We start from the raw sequence: 20,135 nt of genomic DNA, 5'->3' as shown, positions 1-20,135 counted from the left end.
GGGCATGAACGCGGTGGATCTCGGCGAGTTGAGGGCACACGACTTCGGTTACCTGGACGCCGAAGGACACACCTATCTCGACTACACGGGCGCCGGACTCGCCCCGGCCTCCCTGGTCCGGGCCAGCGCCGAGCGCATCACCGGAAGCGTCTTCGGCAACCCCCACTCGGACAGCCCCGCCTCCCGCGCCTCGGGCGACCTGCTCGCCCGGGCCCGGGCCGCGGTGCTCCGGCACTTCCACGCGGACCCCGCCGAATACGCAGTCGTGTTCACCGCGAACGCGACGGCCGCGCTGCGCCTGATCGGCGAGTCGTACCCGTTCGCGCCCGGCGGCCGGCTCGTGATGCTCCTCGACAACCACAACTCCGTGAACGGACTACGGGAGTACGCGCGAGCCGGCGGTGCGAAAACGGAGTATGTCCCGGTCCACGGCCAGGAGCTGGCGATCGACGAGGAGCGACTGAACACCGCGCTGACGGCCCGCAGACGCCGCCGCGGACGCGGACTCCTCGCCTATCCGGCACAGAGCAACTTCACCGGCGTACGGCACTCCCTGGACTGGATCGCCGCGGCCCGGGAACACGGCTACGACGTCCTGTTGGACGCCGCCGCGTTCGTGCCGACCAACCCCCTGGACCTGTCCCGCCACCACCCGGACTTCACCGTGGTCAGCTGGTACAAGGTGTTCGGCTACCCCACCGGCATAGGCAGCCTCGTCGTCCGCCGCGAGGCCCTCGCCCGACTCCGCCGCCCCTGGTTCTCCGGCGGCACCATCTACGCGGCGAGCGCCCAGGCACAGTGGCACGTCCTCGCCGACGGTGAGGCGGCCTTCGAGGACGGCACCGTCAACTTCCTCTCCATACCCGACATCACGGCCGGCCTGGACTGGATCGACACCATCGGCATGGACCGCGTCCACGACCACGTGACCCGCCTGACCGGCCAACTCCTCGCAGGCGTGGCCGAGTTACGCCACAGCGACGGCTCCCCGATGACACGCGTCTACGGCCCCACCGACACCGGGCCCGCCCGCGGCGGCACCGTCGCCCTCAACCTCCTCGACGCGGACGGCCGGGTGATCGACGAACGCGTCGTCTCCCAGGACAGCGCCGACCACCGCATCTCCCTCCGCTACGGCTGCTTCTGCAACCCGGGCGCCGGGGAAGCCGCGTTCGCCCTGCCGCTGCACAGCCTGCGCTCGGCGGCCCGCAAACCAATGGGCTCCCTGGAGGACTACCTGGACGTGCTGGGGCTGCCGTCCGCCGGTGCGGTACGGGTCTCGGTGGGCGTCTCCTCGCAGCCCAGGGACGTGGAAACGTTTCTGGAGTTCGTCGCGAACACGTACCGGGACCGGGTGCCGTCGTTGGCGGGTCTCGCGGACCGGGCGGGCTGTTGAGCGATCACTCGGGGGCCTCACGATCGCAGAGGGGGCTTGTCATCGCCCGGAGCGCGCCGCAGCCACCCCCTGACGGCACTTGCGCACCAGCACCGCCCAGGTCGCCGCCAGGAACAGCACGGCGAACCCCGCGAGGATCAGCCAGCCGCGCCCGGCCGGATGTGCGAACGAGTCGCCGTACGAGCGCAACAGCGGTGGTCCCGCAGGGGAGTTGCCGTCGCGCCACAAACTCTCCAGGCCGATCGCGCCGCCCAGTGCCTCGAACGCCCAGCGGTTGGTCATCGCCCAGCTGATCGCCTGCCCGGCCGACGCCATGCGCGGCACCGGCACGAAGGCTCCCGAGAACAACACCTGCGGGAAGCAGAGCAGCGGCAGCATCAGGGTCGCCTGCCCCGGGTCCGTGACCGCCGCCGAGGTGAGCAGCCCGAGGGCGAGCGCGGCGGCCGAGGCCAGCACACTGGTGAGGAACAGCGAGGCGTACGTGTCCCAGCCCGCCGCCGGCAACCGGTCCAGCGCCCGCAGCACCGCCAGCAACAGCGCGTCCGCCCCCGCCAGTACCGGCAGTACGGTGGTCAACTTCGAGGCGACGTACGGTCCGATGCGCACCCCGGCCAGCCACTCACGGCGCAGCACCGGCAACTCCGTGCAGATCTGCAGCAGTCCGTACGTCAGCCCGAAGAAGAACGCCCCGAACGCGATCCAGAACATGATCATCGCCGTGGACCCCGGATCGGGCGCCGCCGGATCGAACGCACCCGCCCGGAACAGCACCGCGAACATCGCCACGATCATCACCGGCGACCCCACGAACACCGCGACCGACAGCCGGTTGTGCACCAACAAGGCCGTCGTACGACGGGTCAGCAGCGCCCACTGCCGTATGGCGCCGACGCGCGGCGGACGGTGCGCGGCAGGCGCCGGGACCCCCTCCGTACGCTGGGCCGGGACAGGCCGCTCGGCGCGCTTCCCGTCCGCCACCGCCGCGTACACGTCCTCCGCCGTCTCCGCACCGAACGCCCCGAGCAGCGCGTCCGGAGCCCCCGCGAACGCGACCGCCCCGCACGGCGACAGGAACACGACCTGATCACAGCGCGGCAGATCGGCCAGCACGTGGGTGGTGAGGACGACGGTGGTCCCGGTCTCGGCCAGACCGCGCAAGGTCGCCAACAGCGCGGCGCCCGTGACCGGATCGAGCCCGGACGTGGGCTCGTCGAGGAACAGCACCCGGGGCCGGGTCAGCAACTCGGCGGCGATACACGCCCGTTTGCGCTCCCCGCCGCTCAGCGCCCGCACCGGTGTGTCGGCGCGCTGGGCGAGACCGAGGACGTCGAGCACCTCCGTCACCCGCGCCGGCACCGTCTCGCCCGGCATCCGCAGCCGTCCCGCGTACTCCAGCGTGCGCCGCAACGGCAGCTCACGGTGGATCACGTCCTCCTGCGGAACGTATCCGAACTCCGGCCCGGGCGGCCCCGGTTCGGCACCGTCGTGCAGTACATCCCCCGAGGCCGGGGCCTGGAGCCCCGCGAGGGTCTGCAGCAGTACGGTCTTGCCCGCACCGCTGCTGCCCGCGATGACCAGGAGACGTCCGGCCGCTACCTCGAACGTCACGTCGTCCAACACCCGTCCGGCGCCCCGCACTTGCTGCGTGACGTCCCGCAACTCCAGGTGCAGGCCGGTTACTCGGGTGGTGTCGGAGTGGATCGGCGTCGGCATGGGAGCAGGATGTCACCCCGGAGTCAGCCACACCGTCGCCAGGGGCGGGAGCGTGAGCCGGATATGGCCGTCCTCCGGTTTGATCGGTTCGGGGTTCCTGACATCGCTTCCGCCGTAGCGCGCGGAGTCCGTGTTGAGGGTCTCCCGCCAGGCCGGGATCTCGTCGGAGACACCCAGACGGTAGTCATGGCGCACGACGGGGGAGAAGTTGCTGACGGCGAGGAGAGGCGAGCCCTCCGCGTCGAACCTCAGGAACGCGAAGACGTTGTCCTCGGCCGCGTCGCCCATCACCCATCGGAAGCCGCCGGGGTCGGTGTCGCGCTGCCAGAGGGCGGGGGTCGCGCGGTAGACCGTGTTGAGGTCGCGGACGAGGTCCTGGATGCCCCGGTGATCGGGCGCGGCATCGTAGGCCGGGTCGAGGAGCCACCAGTCGGGCCCGTGGGACTCGGACCACTCCGCGCCCTGGGCGAACTCCTGGCCCATGAACAGGAGTTGCTTGCCGGGGTGGGCCCACATGAATCCCAGATACGCACGATGGTTGGCGCGTCGCTGCCACCAGTCGCCCGGCATCTTCGACACCAACGACTGCTTCCCGTGGACGACTTCGTCGTGGGAGATCGGCAGGACGTAGTTCTCGCTGTACGCGTACACCATCGAGAACGTCATCTCGTTGTGGTGGAACTTGCGGTGGACGGGCTCGTGCGACATGTAGTCGAGCGAGTCGTGCATCCAGCCCATGTTCCACTTGAACCCGAAGCCCAGACCGCCGGTGTCGGTCGGCCGCGTCACCCCGTCCCAGGCGGTCGACTCCTCGGCGATCGTCACGACACCGGGCACCCTGCGGTACACGGTCGCGTTCATCTCCTGGAGGAAGGCCATCGCGTCCAGGTCCTCGCGCCCGCCATGGACGTTCGGGGTCCACTGGCCCGAGTCGCGCGAGTAGTCGAGGTAGAGCATCGAGGCGACTGCGTCCACGCGCAGGCCGTCGATGTGGAACTCCTGGCACCAGTAGACGGCGTTCGCCACAAGGAAGTTGCGCACCTCGGTCCGTCCGAGGTCGAACTCGTACGTCCCCCAGTCCGGATGCTCGGCCCGCCGCGCGTCCCCGGGTTCGTACAGCGGCTCCCCGTCGAACCGGGCCAACGCCCAGTCGTCCTTGGGGAAATGCGCCGGGACCCAGTCCATGATCACGCCGATACCGGCCTGGTGGAACGCGTCGACCAGGAACTTGAAGTCGTCCGGGGTGCCCATGCGGGAGGTCGGCGCGTAGAAGCCGGTGACCTGGTAGCCCCAGGAACCGCCGAAGGGGTGCTCGGCCACCGGCATGAACTCGACGTGGGTGAAGCCCAGTTCGTTCACATAGGCGGGGAGTTCGACGGCGAGCTGACGGTACGTCAAGCCCTGGCGCCAGGAGGCGAGGTGCACTTCGTAGACGGAGAAGGGCGCCTCGTGGACCGGCGTTTCCGTCCGGCGGGCGAGCCAGTCCTCGTCGCCCCACTCGTAGTGCGAGGACGTCACGATGGACGCCGTGGCGGGCGGTACCTCCGTACGGCGGGCCAACGGGTCGGCCTTGAGGAAGCGCTCGCCGTACCGGGAGGTGATCTCGAACTTGTAGCGGGCGTCCTCGCCCACACCCGGCAGGAACAGCTCCCACACACCCGACGAACCGAGCGACCGCATCGGGAAGGCCGTACCGTCCCAGGAGCTGAACTCCCCGGCGACACGCACCCCTTGGGCGTTCGGCGCCCACACGGTGAAGCGGGTGCCGGTCACCCCGCCGTGCGTCATCGGCTCCGCGCCGAGTGCCTTCCACAGCTCCTCGTGCCGCCCCTCCTTGATGAGGTGCAGGTCGAGTTCACCGAGGGCGGGCAGGAAGCCGTACGGGTCGTGAACCTCGTGTTCGTCGCCCTCCACGTACGACACCAGCAGTGTGTACGCCGGGAGTTCGTCGAGCGGGAGCACGGCGGAGAAGAGGCCGCCGCCCTCCGAGGTGAGCGGGCTGCGCGCTCCGTCGATCACGACGCTCACGGCACGGGCGTACGGACGCAGCGCCCGGAAGACGATCCCGCCCGGCACCGGATGCGCGCCGAGCAGCGCGTGCGGGTCGTGATGGGCGCCGGAGAGGAGGCGGTCGCGGTCGGCCGGGTCCAGGGGAGCGGATGCCAGGGGACCGCCCGCGCCCAGGGGAACCGGAGGAAGCGGCGAGGGCGAGGCGACTGCGGGCCGGGAGACGGTGCCGGACGGCCCCTCGTGCGCTCGGCGGGCGGTTGTGGGTGAGCTGTTCGTCTCCGGTGCTTCGGTTACGGTCCGGCCGGTGGTCTCCGGTGGGCCGGGCAAGGCCGGGCCGCAGGTGTCCGGTGCGGCGGGCCCGGTCGGTTCGCCCGTCTCCGGGCCGCCGGTCGTGGGCGGACCGCCCGCCTCCTGAGGTGAAGTGTCGTGCAGGGCCACGGAGTTCAGCCTCCTCGGACGGCGAGACGCTCGATCGCCGCCATGGGTACGGGAAGCCAGTCCGGACGGTGTCTGGCCTCGTACAGCACTTCATACACGGCGCGGTCCGTCTCGTACGCGCGCAGCAGGGCGTGCTTGGCGCGGGGGTCCCAGCCGGCCCGGGCCGCGTAGCCCGCGCAGTAGGCCTCGCGGCAGCGGCGCGCCCACTCAGGGCGCCAGGGCCGGCGTTGCCGGGCCGCATAGTCGAAGGAGCGCAGCATGCCGGCGATGTCACGCACCGGGGACTGCGCGCTGCGCCGCTCGGCGAGCGGCTTGGACGGCTCGCCCTCGAAGTCGATGACGAACCAGTCTCGGCCGGCCCGGAGCACCTGCCCGAGATGCAGATCGCCGTGGATGCGCTGGGCGGGCGGCCCGGCATCACGGCCGACGAGCGCACCGAACGCGGTCCGCAGCCCCGGCACGAACGGCCGCAGCGCGGGCACGGAGTGCGCGGCCGCGTCCAGGCGCTCGGTCATCGACGCCGCCGTACGGTCGTTCTCGGCGAGGGGATGGCCGCCGGACGGAAAGGCCGCGGCCAGCGCGAGATGGACGTCTGCGGTCGCCTGCCCCAGCTCGTAGGCCTCCGTGGTGAATTCGTCACCGGCGGCGAGTGCGCGCAGCGCGAGCGCCCAGCCGTCGGAGGCGTCCGGCAGGAACGGCTGGAGCACACCGAGCGTCGCGGCCCGTGGCTCCGCCGTCCGGAACCACGCCACCGGCGCCGGGACCCGCTTGCAGCCCTGCGCGGCCAGCGCCTCCGGCAGCTCCAGGTCCGGATTGACGCCGGGCTGGATACGCCGGAAGACCTTCAGGATGAACCGATCGCCGTACACCAGCGAGGAGTTGGACTGCTCGGCACCCAGCAGCCGAGGCGTGAGCCCGGCGGGCACGGACACCGACGGGTCCGCCTCGAAGTGCAGGGGACCTGTCGTCCCCGGATGCCGCAACCGCTCCAGCAACAGCTCCGCAGACCGCGGATCCTGCAGCGCGTCGTAGACCGCGAGACCCGCCAACGGGCCTTCCTGCACACGCCCGATGTACGCCCGGGCGAGGCGCGGGGAGACGTGTTCCCGTACACCGAGCAGGAGTTGGTAGCAGTCGCCGGGAGGGGGAGTGCCACCCGGCGAGGGCACGGGCGTATGAGAGGCGTGGACCAGCAAGTGAAGGCAGCCCGGGAAGAGTTCGGTCGTGGACAGCACGTCGAGGTCGGCCACCGGCCGGTCCTTGCCGGCGAACCAGCGCTGCCCGGGCAGCCATTCGCGCAGCAGCCCGGCGAGCGTGGCCGGAGGCCGGTCGACGCCGGGGCTGCTCAGTCGAAGCGGTGCGGTCTTCGGCATGGTGACGCGTCCTTTCGCCGGCACATCCTCAAAGTCGTCGGCCGATGCGGGAAGCGGCTCGCGGGAGCCTGAACCAGTAGAACCCGTGCCCCGCGAGCGTCAGCAGATACGGCAGTTCACCGATGGCCGGGAACCGCACCCCGCCGATCAGCTCCACGGGATGCCGGCCGTCGAACTCCCGCAGATCGAGCATGGTGGGCTGCGCGAACCGCGAGAAGTTGTGCACACACAGCACGAGGTCGTCCTCGTACTCGCGCAGGAACGCGATCACCGCCGGGTTCGACGACTGGAGCTCCGTGTAGGAGCCGAGCCCGAAAGCCGGGTTCTGCTTGCGGATCTCGATCATGCGGCGCGTCCAGTGCAGCAGCGAGGAGGGCGACGACATCGACGCCTCGACGTTGGTGACTTGATAGCCGTAGACGGGGTCCATGATGGCCGGCAGGAAGAGACGGCCGGGGTCGCAGGAGGAGAAGCCCGCGTTCCGGTCGGGGGTCCACTGCATGGGGGTGCGGACGGCGTCGCGGTCGCCGAGCCAGATGTTGTCGCCCATGCCGATCTCGTCGCCGTAGTAGAGGATCGGCGAGCCGGGCAGCGACAGGAGCAGGGCCGTGAACAGCTCGATCTGGTTGCGGTCGTTGTCCAGCAGAGGTGCCAGCCTGCGCCTGATGCCGATGTTGGCGCGCATACGCGGGTCCTTCGCGTACTCCGCCCACATGTAGTCGCGTTCCTCGTCGGTGACCATCTCCAGGGTCAGCTCGTCGTGGTTGCGCAGGAAGATGCCCCACTGACAACCCGAGGGAATCGCCGGGGTCTTGGCAAGGATTTCGGACACGGGGTAGCGGGACTCGCGGCGTACAGCCATGAAGATCCGGGGCATGACCGGGAAGTGGAACGCCATGTGGCACTCGTCTCCGCCGCTCTGGTAATCGCCGAAGTAGTCGACGACGTCCTCGGGCCACTGGTTCGCCTCCGCCAGCAGCACGGTGTCCGGGTACATCGCGTCGATCTCGCGGCGGACGCGCTTCAGGAAGTCGTGACCGGCGGGCAGGTTCTCGCAGTTGGTGCCCTCGGCCGCGTAGAGATAGGGGACGGCATCGAGGCGGAAGCCGTCGATGCCGAGGTCGAGCCAGAAGCGGAGGGCGGCCAGGATCTCTTCCTGCACGGCCGGGTTCTCGTAGTTGAGGTCCGGCTGGTGGGAGAAGAAGCGGTGCCAGAAGTACTGCTTGCGGACCGGGTCGAAGGTCCAGTTCGACGCCTCGGTGTCGACGAAGATGATGCGGGCGTCGGGATACTGCTTGTCGTCGTCGGCCCACATGTAGTAGTCGCCGTACGGCCCGTCGGGGTCCTTGCGGGACTCCTGGAACCACGGGTGCTGGTCGCTGGTGTGGTTCATGACGAAGTCGATGATGACCCGCATGCCCCGCTGGTGGGCGGAGTCCACGAACTCGACGAAGTCCGCCAGATCGCCGAACTCGGGGAGTACGGCGGTGTAGTCGGAGACGTCGTAACCGCCGTCGCGGAGCGGGGATTTGAAGAAGGGGGGCAGCCAGAGGCAGTCGACGCCGAGCCACTGGAGGTAGTCGAGTTTGGCGGTGATGCCTTTGAGGTCACCGACGCCGTCGCCGTTGCTGTCCTGGAAGGAGCGGACCAGGACCTCGTAGAAGACGGCGCGTTTGAACCACTCGGGGTCCCGGTCCTTGGCGGGAGTGTCCTCGAAGGTGTCGTGGACCGGTTCGTTGACTGTCATGTAGCTCTTGACCCTCCGCTCTGAGTGGACCGCCGGACGTGGAGCACGTGCGCGGGAGCCCGGCCGGGTTCCAGACGCACATAGTTGGTCCTGCCCCACTGATAGGACTCACCCGTCAGTTCGTCGTACACCGACATGGATTCGTTTGATTCCAGGCCGAGTTGCGGCATGTCCAACGAGACCGTGGCCTCCTGGGTGTGGCGCGGATCCAGGTTGACGACCACCAGAACCGTGTCCGAACCGGTCGTCTTGCTGTACGCGATCAGCGCGTCGTTGTCCGTCCGGTGGAAGCGGAGGTTCCTGAGCTGGTGCAGCGAGGGGTGACGGCGCCTGATGTCGTTGAGCCTGCCCAGCAATGGCGCGATGCTACGTCCTTCCCGCTCGGCGGACTCCCAGTCCCGCGGCCGGAGTTGGTACTTCTCCGAGTCGAGGTACTCCTCGCTGCCCGGCCGGAGAGGGGCGTTCTCGCAGAGTTCGTAGCCACTGTAGACACCCCATGTCGGGGACAGCGTGGCGGCCAGTACCGCGCGCAGTTCGAAGGCGGGTCGGCCGCCGTCCTGGAGGAACTCGTGCAGGATGTCCGGGGTGTTCACGAACAGGTTCGGCCGCATGTAGGCCGCCGCTTCCCCCGACAGCTCACTCAGGTACTCGGTGAGTTCCTGCTTGGTGTTGCGCCAGGTGAAGTAGGTGTACGACTGCTGGAAACCGATCTGCGCGAGGGTGTGCATCATCGCCGGCCGGGTGAATGCCTCGGCCAGGAAGATGATGTCCGGGTCGGTGCCGTTGATGTCGGCGATCACCCGCTCCCAGAAGACGACCGGTTTGGTGTGCGGGTTGTCGACGCGGAAGATCCGCACCCCGTGGTCCATCCAGTGCCGCAGCACCCGCGTCGTTTCGGCGATCAGGCCGTCCATGTCCCGGTCGAAGGCGATGGGGTAGATGTCCTGGTACTTCTTCGGCGGGTTCTCCGCGTACGCGATCGTGCCGTCGGGGCGGTGGTGGAACCACTCCGGGTGCTTCTCCACCCAGGGGTGGTCCGGGGAGCACTGCAGCGCGAAGTCCAGGGCGATCTCCATGCCCAGCTCGGCGGCCCGGGCGACGAACGCGTCGAAGTCCTCCAGGGTGCCCAGCTGCGGGTGGATCGCGTCGTGCCCGCCCTCCGGTGAGCCGATCGCCCAGGGGACGCCGACGTCCTCACGCCCTGCGGACAGGGTGTTGTTCGGGCCCTTGCGGAAGGTGGTCCCGATGGGGTGGATCGGCGGTAGGTAGACGACGTCGAAGCCCATCGCGGCGATGCCGTCGAGGCGTTTCGCGGCCGTACGGAACGTGCCGTGGGGCTGGGCCGGAGTGCCCTCGGAACGCGGGAAGAACTCGTACCAGGCGCCGTACAACGCGCGTTCCCGCTCGACCACCAGAGACCGGGGCTCGGAAACCGTCACCAACTCCCGCAGCGGATACCGCTCCAGCACCCTGTCCACCCCCGGAGTCAACGCGGCCACGAACCGCGTCCCCACGGGCAGCGTGTCGTCGCGCAGCGTCTCCGCGGCGGCCAGCATCGTGGCGCGGGCCGGGCCCTCGGGCACGCCGGTGGCGGCTCGGGCGTACAGCTCCGCGCCCTCCTCCAGCATCAGGCCGATGTCGATGCCGGCCGGGATCTTGATGCGGGCGGCCCGGCGCCAGGTCGCGACGGGGTCGCTCCAGGCCTCCACGACGTAGGACCAACGGCCCGTCGCGTCCGGAGTGACCTCCGCGCCCCAGCGGTCGCTGCCGGGGGCGAGTTCCCACATCGGGGTCCACGGACCCGGGCGGCCGTCCGGGTCGTGGAGCACGACGTTGGCGCCGATCGTGTCGTGGCCCTCGCGGAAGACGGTGGCGGTGACCTGGAACGTCTCGCCGACCACCGCCTTCGCCGGGCGCGCGCCGCTGTCCACGGACGGGCGTACGTCACGTACCGGAATGCGGCCGATGGCCGCCGGGGTCGCGTTCATGGGTCTCACCTCCGTCGTGCGGGAGGCCGGGCTGTTCGCCCGGCCGTGGGTACGAGCTGCGCCGGAAGGGGGACTACCTGCCCGCCGGGGAACGCCGGTCGACGGCGACATGCGGCCCGCCGTGCACGACCGTAGTCGTACGGGGGCGGGCGTTCTGTTCCTGCTGGTACGTGCCCTGGCTGCCGCGCAGAAAGCGCTCGGCGGCTTCCGCGGCCTCGCGCGCGCAGCGTTCGCCCATCAGCACGCACAAGGTGTAGCCCGAGTCCTCGAAGGTGGCCCGTACCGTCCGGTCGCCCGGCGATGCGAGCATCACGCGTTCCCACGCCCGATAGCGCCGCAGTTGGCGGGCGACTTCGGCTTTGGCGGGTAGCAGCATGGCGCCGTTCACCTTTCGCCTCGGCGGACCGCGGTTCCCGACCGTCGGGTGGCGGCCGTACCCGGAGCGTCCTGGCTCCGTCACGGCAGTCGAGGCTTTCACTCATGGTGCACAGGTGATGACCCAGCGTCTTGTTGGTTCTTCAACTACCTCACCCGTCGCTCGTGTTGCACGAATGGCCTAGCGCTCGCACTCTGGAGCTGACTCAGAAGCGATCAGTGCTCACGCTTCGTGTTCGGGGTCGGGTCCCGCAGGGGGCAGAGGCGGAGCGTGAGTTCCGCCGGTGAGGAGCCAACGAAGATGAAGACCGCAGTGCCGTGCTACTACCACCTCGATGTGGACGTCAGTCAGGAACGGGTCGGGCAGGTCAGGCGCATTCTGGCCGCCCACCTCCGGCTGTGGGACCTGGAGATCCTCGTGGAGCCCGTCTGTCGCGGCGCCGAGCTGCTGCTGCGGGCCATCGACGAGCACGCCACGGACAAGCAGACGTCCATAGAGCTGTGGTGGAACGGCCAGCACCTGATCACCGCCATCGGCGACAACGACCGCGATCTGCGCCCCGACCAGGACCTGCGCGCCTGCCTCGTCCGGATCGCCGCGATGAGCGACGGCTGGGGCTGCTGCGCCACCGACACCGGAAGCAAGGTGATCTGGTTCTCGCAGCGCGCCCGCAGCGGCGAACGCGTCCCCAGGGTGCCCAGGACGCCGGCGCCGCGCCTGCGGGAGATGCTCGACCTTCCCCGCGAGGTGCCGGCCGCCCTGCTGGCCCGCCCGACGCACGGCGTCCTCCAGGACGCCAAGTGACCGCGCGCCCGTCCCGGAAAGGGGTGCCCGTCTGGAACGGGCACCCCTTTCCCCTGGGGGCCGCGTACGACGGGACGGGCACCAACTTCGCCCTGTTCAGCGAGGTCGCCGAGCGCGTCGACCTCGTCCTCGTCGGCGACGACGGCCGACACCACGACATTCGCCTCACCGAGGCCGACGGCTTCGTGTGGCACTGCTATCTGCCGGGGATCGGGCCGGGACAGCGCTACGGCTATCGGGTGCGCGGTCCGTGGGCTCCGGCCCTCGGACACCGTTGCAATCCGGCGAAGCTGCTCCTCGATCCGTACGCCCGGGCGGTGGACGGCCAGATCGACAACGACCCCTCGCTGTACGAGCGTTCGGCCGGACCCGCTTCCGGCGACAGCGCCGGGCACGGCATGCTCGGCGTGGTCACCGACCCGGCCTTCGACTGGGGCGACGACCGGCCGCCCCGGCGCTCGTACGCCGACACCGTGATCTACGAGGCCCATGTGAAGGGGCTGACCCGCACCCACCCGGAGGTTCCCGAGGAACTCCGGGGGACGTACGCGGGACTCGCGCACCCGGCGGTCGTCGAGCATCTCGTCCAACTCGGGGTGACCGCCGTCGAGTTGATGCCGGTGCACCAGTTCGTGCAGGACGGGGTGCTCCAGGACCGCGGCCTGTCCAACTACTGGGGCTACAACACCATCGGCTTCTTCGCGCCCCACAACGCCTACGCCGCGCACCGCGAACGCGGGCGCCAGGTAACCGAGTTCAAGTCGATGGTGAAGTCGCTGCACGCCGCCGGCCTCGAAGTCATCCTCGACGTCGTCTACAACCACACCGCCGAAGGCAACGAGAAGGGCCCCACCCTCTCCTTCCGGGGCATCGACAACGCCTCCTACTACCGTCTGGTGGACGGCGATTGGGGCCACTACTACGACACGACGGGCACTGGGAACAGCCTGCTGATGCGGCACCCCTACGTCCTTCAGCTGATCATGGACTCACTGCGCTACTGGGTCACCGAGATGCATGTCGACGGCTTCCGCTTCGACCTCGCGGCCACGCTGGCCCGGCAGTTCCACGAGGTGGACCGGCTGTCGGCGTTCTTCGACCTGATCCAGCAGGACCCGGTGATCAGCCGCGTCAAGCTCATCGCCGAGCCGTGGGACGTCGGCGAGGGCGGCTACCAGGTGGGCAACTTCCCGCCGCTGTGGTCGGAGTGGAACGGCAAGTACCGGGACGCCGTACGGGACTTCTGGCGGGGCGGCGAGCACACGCTCGGCGAGTTCGCGTCCCGCCTCACCGGGTCCTCCGACCTGTACCAGCACAGCCGTCGGCGTCCGCGCGCCAGCGTCAACTTCGTCACCGCGCACGACGGGTTCACCCTGCGTGACCTGGTCTCGTACAACGACAAGCACAACGAGGCCAACGGGGAAGGGAACCGGGACGGTGAGAGCACCAACCGGTCCTGGAACTGCGGGGCCGAGGGCGAGACGGGCGATCCCGCCGTGCTGGAGCTGCGTGCCCGTCAGCAGCGCAACTTCCTTGCCACGCTGCTCCTTTCGCAGGGCATCCCGATGCTGAGCCACGGCGACGAGCTGGGCCGCACTCAGCGCGGCAACAACAACGCCTACTGCCAGGACAACGAAGTCTCCTGGATCGACTGGGAGTTGAGCGCCGAGCAGCGTGAACTCGACGACTTCACGAGGTATGTCATCGGGCTGCGGGCCGCGCATCCCGTGCTGAGGCGTCGTCGGTTCTTCCGCGGTGAGACCGCCGTGCACGCGGGTCAGCCGCTGCCCGACCTGGTGTGGCTGCTGCCCGACGCGCGCGAGATGGCCGACCTGGACTGGCAGCGCTCCGACGCGCACTGCGTGGGCGTGTTCCTCAACGGTGACGCCATCGCCGAACGCGACCCGCACGGCGGGCCCGTCGTCGACGACTCCTTCCTGCTCCTGCTGAACAGCTACTGGGAGCCCGTCGGCTTTCGTCTGCCCGACGTCACCTACGGCGAGCGCTGGACGACCCTGATCGACACCGCCGAGCCGCAGGGCAGCCCGGACGAGACGGAACACAAGGCCGGCACCGAGATGGCCGTGGAAGAGCGCAGTCTCGTGCTGTTGTCGCGGCCCGCCCGGGAGGGGGGCAGGGTCAGGGGGCGTCGCGGGAGGTGACCGTGAAGCGGGCGCCGTCGGGGTCGCGCAGGACGGCCTCGGTGGTGTTCTCGCGCAGGACGCTGCCGCCGTGCGCCTCCGCGACCCGCGCGCAGGACCTGATGTCCGAGACCGCGAAGTGGACCTGCCAGTGCGGCCTGACCGTCGGGTCGGGGGCCGCCTCCAGTGCGCCCGACTGGATTCGGGCCACGGCTTTTCCACCGCTGCGCAGGACGACCTCGCCGCCCTCGTACTGGACCTCGCAGCTCGCCGGGTCCTCCGAGGCCCAGTCGAGGACCTCGCCGTAGAAGATCGCCGCGTCGAAGGCGTCGCGGGTGTGCAGCCGGACGAAGGCCGGGGCCGAGCGGCGCCACGTCTCCCAGCCGCCGACGAGGTCGCCCTCCCAGATCCCGAAGGTCGCGCCGTCCCGGTCGCCGAGCAGGGCCGCGCGGCCGGGCGGGAAGGAGAGCGGGCCCACGGCGACCGTCGCGCCGCGCTCCCGGGCCCGGGCCGCGGCCACATCCGCGTCGGGTACGGCGAAGTAGGGCGTCCAGGCCACCGCGACCTGCCACATGGAGGCCACCGCGGCCAGGCCGGCCACCGGAAGGTCGTTCGCCGTGGCGATCCGGAAGCGGTCGCCGAGGCTGGCCGAGCGCCACTTCCAGCCGAACACGGCCTCGTAGAAGGCCTCCGTGTTCTCCACATCGCGGCTCGTGAGACTCACCCAGCAGGGGGCGCCGAACACCGAACGGGTGGAGACGGCGTCCGGCTCGCCGAGGGTCGGTTTCCTGTCGTGGTTCATGGCAGTCGCGTTCCGATCTCGTGGACCGGCGGCCACCGGTCTCCACCAGTGTCCAACCGGAAGCGGTCCCGCTGCCTCCCGAGCGCGTGTGTTGACCATCCCTTTGGGTTAGTTACCTCTGCTAAAGAGGTAATCTACGAGTGTGGAGACGGAGAAATTCCCGGAAGAGCTGGCCGACGCGCTCGTCGGTGTCCAGCGGCTGATCCGCAGGCGACTGCGCAGCGAGATGACCCTGCCGCGCCTGCGCGGCGCCGAGGTGGAGCTGCTGCGGCTGGTCGAGGTCCGGCCCGGTATCGGCATCTCGGACGCGGCCAAGGAGCTGTTCCTCGCGAGCAACTCGGTGTCGACGCTCGTCAACCAGCTCGCCCGGGACGGCTTCCTGATCCGCGAGACGGACCCCGCCGACCGGCGCGCCGCCCGCCTCCAGCTCACCGGGACGGCCAAGACACGCCTCGGCGACTGGCACGCGCGGCGCGCGGCTCTCGTCCGCGGCCAGGTGGACCGTCTCGACCAGGCGGACCGGGACGCGCTGCGCGCGGCGATCCCGGCCCTGCGCCGGCTGGCCGTCAATCTGCACGAGGAGGCCGAGGAGTCATGACGACGGACACCGACAGCGATACCAGCACTGCCACCGCCGCCGGGCGGTCCGCAGCCGTCAGCTGCACCCGGCTCGCCTATTCCTTCGGCGAGACGACCGCGGTGGACGGGCTCGACCTGTCCGTGGGGGAGGGCGAGGTCTTCGGACTGCTCGGCCCCAACGGCGCCGGAAAAACCACGGCCATCCGCTGTATCACCACCCTGCTCCCGGTCCCGGCGGGCATGGTGCACGTCTTCGGCCACGACACGGCCAAGGAACAGATGTCCGTGCGCCGCATGCTCGGCTACGTCCCGCAGCAGCTGTCCGCCGACAGCGGGCTCACCGGCCGCGAGAACGTCGCTCTCTTCGCCCGCGTCTTCGACGTCCCGCGCAAGGAACGCGCCGCGCGCGTCGCCCAGGCGCTGCGGGCGGTCGACCTCACCGACGCCGCCGACCGGCTCGCCAACACCTACTCCGGCGGCATGGTCCGCCGCCTCGAACTCGCGCAGGCCCTGGTCAGCGCGCCCCGCCTGCTCATCCTCGACGAGCCCACGATCGGCCTCGACCCGATCGCCCGCACCAGCGTGTGGGAGCACATCAACGCCGTGCGCGAGGCCACCGGCATGACCGTCCTGGTCACCACCCACTACATGGACGAGGCCGACCAGTACTGCGACCGCGTCGGCCTCATGCACCGCGGCCGCATCCGCGCCCTGGGCACCCCGGAGCAGCTCCGCGAGGGCCTCGGCGAACGCCGGCGCGCCGACGGAGCGCCCGCCACCGATCCGCTGCCCACCCTTGAGGACGTCTTCCGGGACATAGCCGGCAGCGGTCTCGAAGACCAGTCAGGAGGTTTCCGCGATGTCCGAAGCACCCGCCGCACCGCGAACCGCGTCGGCTGACCCAGCCCGTGAGAACGACCTGAACCTTCTGCTCACCCCGCCCCAACCCCGGGCAGGCTGGCGGCTGTTGCCCGCCCGTGTCATCGCGATGTGCGCGGTCGAACTCCAGAAACTCCGCCACGACCGCACCGAGTTGTACACCCGCGCCGTCCAACCCGCCCTGTGGCTGCTGATCTTCGGCCAGACCTTCACCCGCATCAAGGCGATCCCCACCGGCGGCATCCCGTACATCGACTACCTCGCCCCGGGCATCATCGCCCAGTCCGCGATGTTCATCGCCATCTTCTACGGCATCCAGATCATCTGGGAGCGTGACGCGGGCATCCTCAACAAGCTCCTCGTCACCCCCACCCCGCGCTCGGCACTGATCACCGGCAAGGCCTTCGCGGCCGGTGTGAAGTCGCTGATCCAGGCCGTCGTCGTGGTCGTCATCGCCGCGATCCTCGGAGTCGCGCTGACCTGGAACCCGCTGAAGCTGATCGGTGTCGGGGCGATCGTCATCCTCGGCTCGGCCTTCTTCTCCTGTCTGTCGATGACCATCGCCGGCATCGTGCTCAGCAGGGACCGGCTGATGGGTTTCGGCCAGGCGATCACCATGCCGCTGTTCTTCGGCTCCAACGCCCTCTACCCGGTGGCGATCATGCCGGGCTGGCTGCAGGCGGTGAGCAAGGTGAACCCGCTGAGCTACGAAGTGGACGCGCTGCGCGGGCTCCTGCTCGGCACCCCGTCCCATGTAGGCACCGACTTCGCCGTGTTGCTTGTGGCCGCGGCGCTGGGCATCGCGGCCGCTTCCTCCCTGCTCGGACGCCTCGCTCGCTGATCTTGGACGGGACGTGATGTGCGGCACGCTCCCGACCAGGATTCGACGGCCGGAAAACGGATTCTTCCTGCGCACGGCTTGATCAGTGATCAAGCGGACGAAAACGCTGGCCACAGCGCATTCTGCTCATTTGACAGTGCGCTGAGCACACAGATAGGAAGCAGCTCTCTGAGGTCGAGAGGGTGCACTGTGTACGAGCCGAACGTGGTCGGGGACTGGCAGGAGTACGACGAACATGCCGGTCTGCGTGTCCGCGTCCACAGCCTGGCCGCCGCCGAGCCGCCACGCGGACGCGACGACGCGGCCGAAGGGCTGACCTATTTCACGCTCCGTGTCACCGTCGAGAACCGCGGCGCGCGGCTCTACGGCATCCACCTGGAGGACGGCCAGATCGACGTCAGGGTCGGCCCGGACGGTGAGAGCGCCTTCATCGACTGGCGCAGCTCGCAGTTCATCGAGGGCTTCGACGTCTATCCGCTGCGCCGCGCCACAGCCGTCGTCTACGCGGCCGGTCCCGAGGCCTCGCTGAAGCAGGTGGACGTACAGGTCCAGCTGCGGGTGGAGGAGGAGTGGACCGAACGGCGCCTGTGGGCGGGCGGCATCGGTCTGTGCGAGGCGGCCGTCGCCGCCGGCGTGGGGCGGGACGGCCTGGCGCACCAGGTGAGCAAGTTCCTCCGGGACCAGGCGGAACCCGGCACTCCCTGAGACTCCGGGACCAGGCGTGGCCCGCCTCCCCCGGAGACTCCCGAGGTCAGTGCGGGATGCCGTCGATGATCTCCCGGGCACCCTGCCGCAGCAGCGCCACCGCCACCGACGTGCCCAGCGTCGCCGGGTCGAGGCGGCCCGCCCACTCGTGGGCGTTGAGCCGGGTCTTGCCGTCCGGGGTGAACACGCAGGCGCGCAGCGACAGTTCACCGCTCCGGTCCACCTGCGCGTACCCGGAGATCGGGCTGTTGCAGTGCCCCTGGAGGACGTGCAGGAACATGCGCTCCGCGGTCGCCTCCCGATGCGTCTCCGGGTGACCGAGCCCGCTGACCGTGTCGATGACGTCGGTGTCGCCCTCACGGCACTGCAGGGCGAGGATCCCCGCGCCGATCGGCGGCATCATCACCTCCGGGGACAGCACCTCGCTGATCACGTCGCGCCGGTCGATGCGGTCCAGGCCGGACATCGCGACCAGCAGCGCGTCGGCCTCACCCGCGGCGAGCTTCTCCAGCCGCCGGTTGACGTTGCCGCGGAACGGCACGCACTGCAACTCCGGGTGCGTGGCCGCGAGTTGGGCGACCCGCCGGACCGACGAGGTGCCGATCCGCGTCCCCGGCGGCAGTTCGTCGAGGGTCAGCCCGCCCGGGTGGACCAGGGCGTCGCGGATGTCGTCCCGCTTCAGGAACGCGGCGAACGTCGTACCGGCCGGCAGCGGACGGTCGGCGGGCACGTCCTTCACACAGTGCACCGCGAGATCCGCCGCTCCGGCGAGCAGCGCGGCATCCACCTCCTTGGTGAACGCCCCCTTGCCCTCGACCAGGGCCAGATCGCCCATCCACTTGTCACCGGTCGTCTTGACCGGCACGACCTCGGTGCGCACCTGCGGATGAAGGACGGCCAACTCGGCGCGCACACGCTCCACTTGGGCCAGCGCCATGGGCGAGTCGCGGGAGACGATACGGATCAGTTCGGGCACGGACATGCGGACACGATAGACCGTCCGGCATGCCCGTGTTGACCGATGGGCACACCTGGCAACAGGTTCAGGCCCGGCCTCGCACAAGGGGCTCACTGATCTCCACGGCCCGCAGCGCGGCGGCGAGAGCCCGCTCGTCCCCGACATCCAGGGCCGTGTCCGTCAACTTGATCACGTGCTCGTCCCCATGCTCCAGGGCCCGCTCCATCACCTCTTCGGCCGTAACCCGCGAGGGCGGAACGTAGTCGACCGCTTCTGCCGGGGTGTACATCGCGGTGACGGCAGCCGAGGCTGTCCACGCCGCGTGCAGACTCGGCGCCCACAGCTCACGGGGGAGCGCGTCCAGGGCGCGCAGCACGGCGTTGGGCGCCGTCGCCGCGTGCACCAGCATGGTCGGCTCGCCGTGACCGTGGGTGGCGTAACGATGCGTGGCCGCGCGCACCAACTCGGTGAGCCGCTCCCGCGCCACATCCGGATCGCTCACCCCGCCCGCCCAGACGGGCAGTTCACGTACGGTGTCCAGCCGCGCCCGGAACCCGGCCGCCCCTCCCGCGATCGGCGGCACGGCGTCGAGGGCACCGGCGGCGGTGGGACCGGCGGGCAACTCCGCGATGCCCGAGACGGGTTGGTGCCGCGCCGCCCAATAGCCGAGCCCGTGCGCGAGTTCGGTACGCCGGGGCTCGTTCTCCTCCACCCCGAGGGCCCGTACGGCATGCCCGACGCGGATGACCGGGTGGGTGGCGCCCGCGGCGATCCCGGGCAGCAGCCGCGGCCACCACACGGCGAGCACGTCCTGCCAGGGCCGCTCGGCGAGAGCCCGGGAGAAGTAGCCGATCCAGTCGGCGGCCCGGCGCGGATCGCCCAGCGCGACAGGCCAGTTGGCGTCCGTGACGGGAGCCGCCGGATCGGGGAAGTCCTCCAGCCTGTCCCGGTAGAGATCGAGCCAACGGTGGACGGCTCCCGCCTGCCCGTGCGCGGCGAGCGCCTCGGCGACCATCGGGGCGTGGTTGCTGAGCCAGCCCGCGCGCTCGGGCCCGGTGGAGTGCAGTCGTCCGAATGCTTCTTCCAGCGTTCCGCTCGTGTCCATGCCCAGCACGCTAGGCGCGGAACTGCGTCCGCAGAACGGACCGGAGGCGGAAGCGCCGCCCACCTCCGGTCCTAGTCCCGAGGACCGAAGCGGACCGGGCGCCGCCTTGGGGCACGCCAAGGCGGCGCGCCCCAAGGGGCGCGGGGCTGTGTCGATATGCGGCTCCGCCGCGCGGGCGCGACCAGCCCCAACGGCGCGGCACTGGAACGACGGCCCATCGACCCTCCCCCCGGCGGCGAAGCCGTATATCCCCCCACCGGAGCGGTCAGTCGGCCAGCAC

At 70.2% G+C, this 20,135-nt stretch carries 16 protein-coding genes; 7 read left to right on the top strand and 9 right to left on the bottom strand.

From position 1 onward, the window contains the following. Positions 1-4 precede the first annotated feature (4 nt). Positions 5-1,396, top strand: coding sequence for an aminotransferase class V-fold PLP-dependent enzyme (locus tag AC31A1_RS14225; RefSeq protein ID WP_489653647.1), 1,392 nt, complete (start codon positions 5-7; stop codon positions 1,394-1,396). Positions 1,397-1,435: 39 nt separating this feature from the next. Here AC31A1_RS14225 and AC31A1_RS14220 read toward each other — a convergent pair whose 3' ends face one another. The 6 genes from AC31A1_RS14220 to AC31A1_RS14195 form a co-directional block, all read right to left on the bottom strand. Then, the gene (locus tag AC31A1_RS14220) at positions 1,436-3,109 is read right to left on the bottom strand and encodes an ATP-binding cassette domain-containing protein (protein WP_489653646.1); all 1,674 of its coding nucleotides are present in this window, start codon (positions 3,107-3,109) and stop codon (positions 1,436-1,438) included. A gap of 12 nt (positions 3,110-3,121) precedes the next feature. Then, positions 3,122-5,293 (bottom strand): 1,4-alpha-glucan branching enzyme, encoded by a 2,172-nt coding sequence (glgB, locus tag AC31A1_RS14215; RefSeq protein ID WP_489653656.1) that lies wholly within the window; start codon positions 5,291-5,293, stop codon positions 3,122-3,124. A 269-nt stretch (positions 5,294-5,562) separates the two neighbouring features. Next, a complete protein-coding gene (locus tag AC31A1_RS14210; RefSeq protein WP_489653645.1) occupies positions 5,563-6,930 on the bottom strand; it encodes a maltokinase N-terminal cap-like domain-containing protein in 1,368 nt (455 codons plus the stop codon). Positions 6,931-6,958: 28 nt separating this feature from the next. Continuing rightward, positions 6,959-8,677, bottom strand: coding sequence for a maltose alpha-D-glucosyltransferase (gene treS / locus AC31A1_RS14205; protein ID WP_489653644.1), 1,719 nt, complete (start codon positions 8,675-8,677; stop codon positions 6,959-6,961). Then, the gene (locus AC31A1_RS14200; RefSeq protein ID WP_489653643.1) at positions 8,674-10,665 is read right to left on the bottom strand and encodes an alpha-1,4-glucan--maltose-1-phosphate maltosyltransferase; all 1,992 of its coding nucleotides are present in this window, start codon (positions 10,663-10,665) and stop codon (positions 8,674-8,676) included. The genes treS and AC31A1_RS14200 overlap by 4 nt, the downstream gene beginning before the upstream one ends. A 73-nt stretch (positions 10,666-10,738) precedes the next feature. Next, positions 10,739-11,041, bottom strand: a complete 303-nt coding sequence (locus AC31A1_RS14195) for a DUF5133 domain-containing protein (RefSeq protein WP_489653642.1) — start codon at positions 11,039-11,041, stop codon at positions 10,739-10,741. Between the two features lie 300 nt (positions 11,042-11,341). Between AC31A1_RS14195 and AC31A1_RS14190 the strand changes: the two genes are divergently transcribed. Together AC31A1_RS14190 and glgX are read left to right on the top strand one after the other, a co-directional pair. After that, complete coding sequence (locus AC31A1_RS14190; RefSeq protein ID WP_489653641.1) at positions 11,342-11,845, top strand: pep a2; 504 nt, start codon at positions 11,342-11,344, stop codon at positions 11,843-11,845. Next, the gene (gene glgX, locus AC31A1_RS14185; RefSeq protein WP_489653640.1) at positions 11,842-14,007 is read left to right on the top strand and encodes a glycogen debranching protein GlgX; all 2,166 of its coding nucleotides are present in this window, start codon (positions 11,842-11,844) and stop codon (positions 14,005-14,007) included. The genes AC31A1_RS14190 and glgX overlap by 4 nt, the downstream gene beginning before the upstream one ends. Here the strand turns inward: glgX and AC31A1_RS14180 are convergent. Next, positions 13,985-14,788 (bottom strand): VOC family protein, encoded by an 804-nt coding sequence (locus AC31A1_RS14180; RefSeq protein ID WP_489653639.1) that lies wholly within the window; start codon positions 14,786-14,788, stop codon positions 13,985-13,987. The genes glgX and AC31A1_RS14180 overlap by 23 nt on opposite strands. 142 nt (positions 14,789-14,930) lie before the next feature. Between AC31A1_RS14180 and AC31A1_RS14175 the strand changes: the two genes are divergently transcribed. The 4 genes from AC31A1_RS14175 to AC31A1_RS14160 all read left to right on the top strand — a co-directional run bounded on the left by AC31A1_RS14175 (position 14,931) and on the right by AC31A1_RS14160 (position 17,792). Beyond that, positions 14,931-15,386: a MarR family winged helix-turn-helix transcriptional regulator gene (locus AC31A1_RS14175; protein WP_489653638.1), complete on the top strand. Its 456-nt coding sequence runs from the start codon at positions 14,931-14,933 to the stop codon at positions 15,384-15,386. Then, positions 15,383-16,267, top strand: a complete 885-nt coding sequence (locus tag AC31A1_RS14170) for an ATP-binding cassette domain-containing protein (RefSeq protein ID WP_489653637.1) — start codon at positions 15,383-15,385, stop codon at positions 16,265-16,267. Before AC31A1_RS14175 ends, AC31A1_RS14170 begins: the two co-directional genes overlap by 4 nt. Beyond that, positions 16,227-17,087: an ABC transporter permease gene (locus AC31A1_RS14165; protein ID WP_489653636.1), complete on the top strand. Its 861-nt coding sequence runs from the start codon at positions 16,227-16,229 to the stop codon at positions 17,085-17,087. Before AC31A1_RS14170 ends, AC31A1_RS14165 begins: the two co-directional genes overlap by 41 nt. Positions 17,088-17,276: 189 nt before the next feature. Continuing rightward, entirely contained in the window at positions 17,277-17,792 is a 516-nt protein-coding gene (locus AC31A1_RS14160; protein ID WP_489653635.1) for a hypothetical protein, read from the top strand. A gap of 46 nt (positions 17,793-17,838) precedes the next feature. Here the strand turns inward: AC31A1_RS14160 and hemC are convergent, their stop codons facing one another. Next, positions 17,839-18,774 carry a hydroxymethylbilane synthase gene (hemC, locus tag AC31A1_RS14155; RefSeq protein WP_489653634.1) on the bottom strand — a complete coding sequence of 312 codons (936 nt, stop codon included), beginning with the start codon at positions 18,772-18,774 and terminating at the stop codon, positions 17,839-17,841. 61 nt (positions 18,775-18,835) lie between these two features. Next, complete coding sequence (locus AC31A1_RS14150; RefSeq protein ID WP_489653633.1) at positions 18,836-19,855, bottom strand: questin oxidase family protein; 1,020 nt, start codon at positions 19,853-19,855, stop codon at positions 18,836-18,838. Positions 19,856-20,135: the final 280 nt, after the last annotated feature.

This window comes from Streptomyces sp. P5F9 (assembly GCF_057961495.1).
Note: the sequence above shows the minus strand (reverse complement) of the source record. Positions and strands in the feature narration are given on the sequence as shown.

Excerpts from the sequence above, each read along its gene's own strand:
- AC31A1_RS14225 (WP_489653647.1), top strand. The coding sequence starts at position 5 with ATGAACGCGGTGGATCTCGGCGAGTTGAGGGCACACGACTTCGGTTAC.
- AC31A1_RS14220 (WP_489653646.1), bottom strand. The coding sequence starts at position 3,109 with ATGCCGACGCCGATCCACTCCGACACCACCCGAGTAACCGGCCTGCAC.
- AC31A1_RS14210 (WP_489653645.1), bottom strand. The coding sequence starts at position 6,930 with ATGCCGAAGACCGCACCGCTTCGACTGAGCAGCCCCGGCGTCGACCGG.
- treS (WP_489653644.1), bottom strand. The coding sequence starts at position 8,677 with ATGACAGTCAACGAACCGGTCCACGACACCTTCGAGGACACTCCCGCC.
- AC31A1_RS14200 (WP_489653643.1), bottom strand. The coding sequence starts at position 10,665 with ATGAACGCGACCCCGGCGGCCATCGGCCGCATTCCGGTACGTGACGTA.
- AC31A1_RS14195 (WP_489653642.1), bottom strand. The coding sequence starts at position 11,041 with ATGCTGCTACCCGCCAAAGCCGAAGTCGCCCGCCAACTGCGGCGCTAT.
- AC31A1_RS14190 (WP_489653641.1), top strand. The coding sequence starts at position 11,342 with ATGAAGACCGCAGTGCCGTGCTACTACCACCTCGATGTGGACGTCAGT.
- AC31A1_RS14180 (WP_489653639.1), bottom strand. The coding sequence starts at position 14,788 with ATGAACCACGACAGGAAACCGACCCTCGGCGAGCCGGACGCCGTCTCC.
- AC31A1_RS14170 (WP_489653637.1), top strand. The coding sequence starts at position 15,383 with ATGACGACGGACACCGACAGCGATACCAGCACTGCCACCGCCGCCGGG.
- AC31A1_RS14165 (WP_489653636.1), top strand. The coding sequence starts at position 16,227 with ATGTCCGAAGCACCCGCCGCACCGCGAACCGCGTCGGCTGACCCAGCC.
- hemC (WP_489653634.1), bottom strand. The coding sequence starts at position 18,774 with ATGTCCGTGCCCGAACTGATCCGTATCGTCTCCCGCGACTCGCCCATG.
- AC31A1_RS14150 (WP_489653633.1), bottom strand. The coding sequence starts at position 19,855 with ATGGACACGAGCGGAACGCTGGAAGAAGCATTCGGACGACTGCACTCC.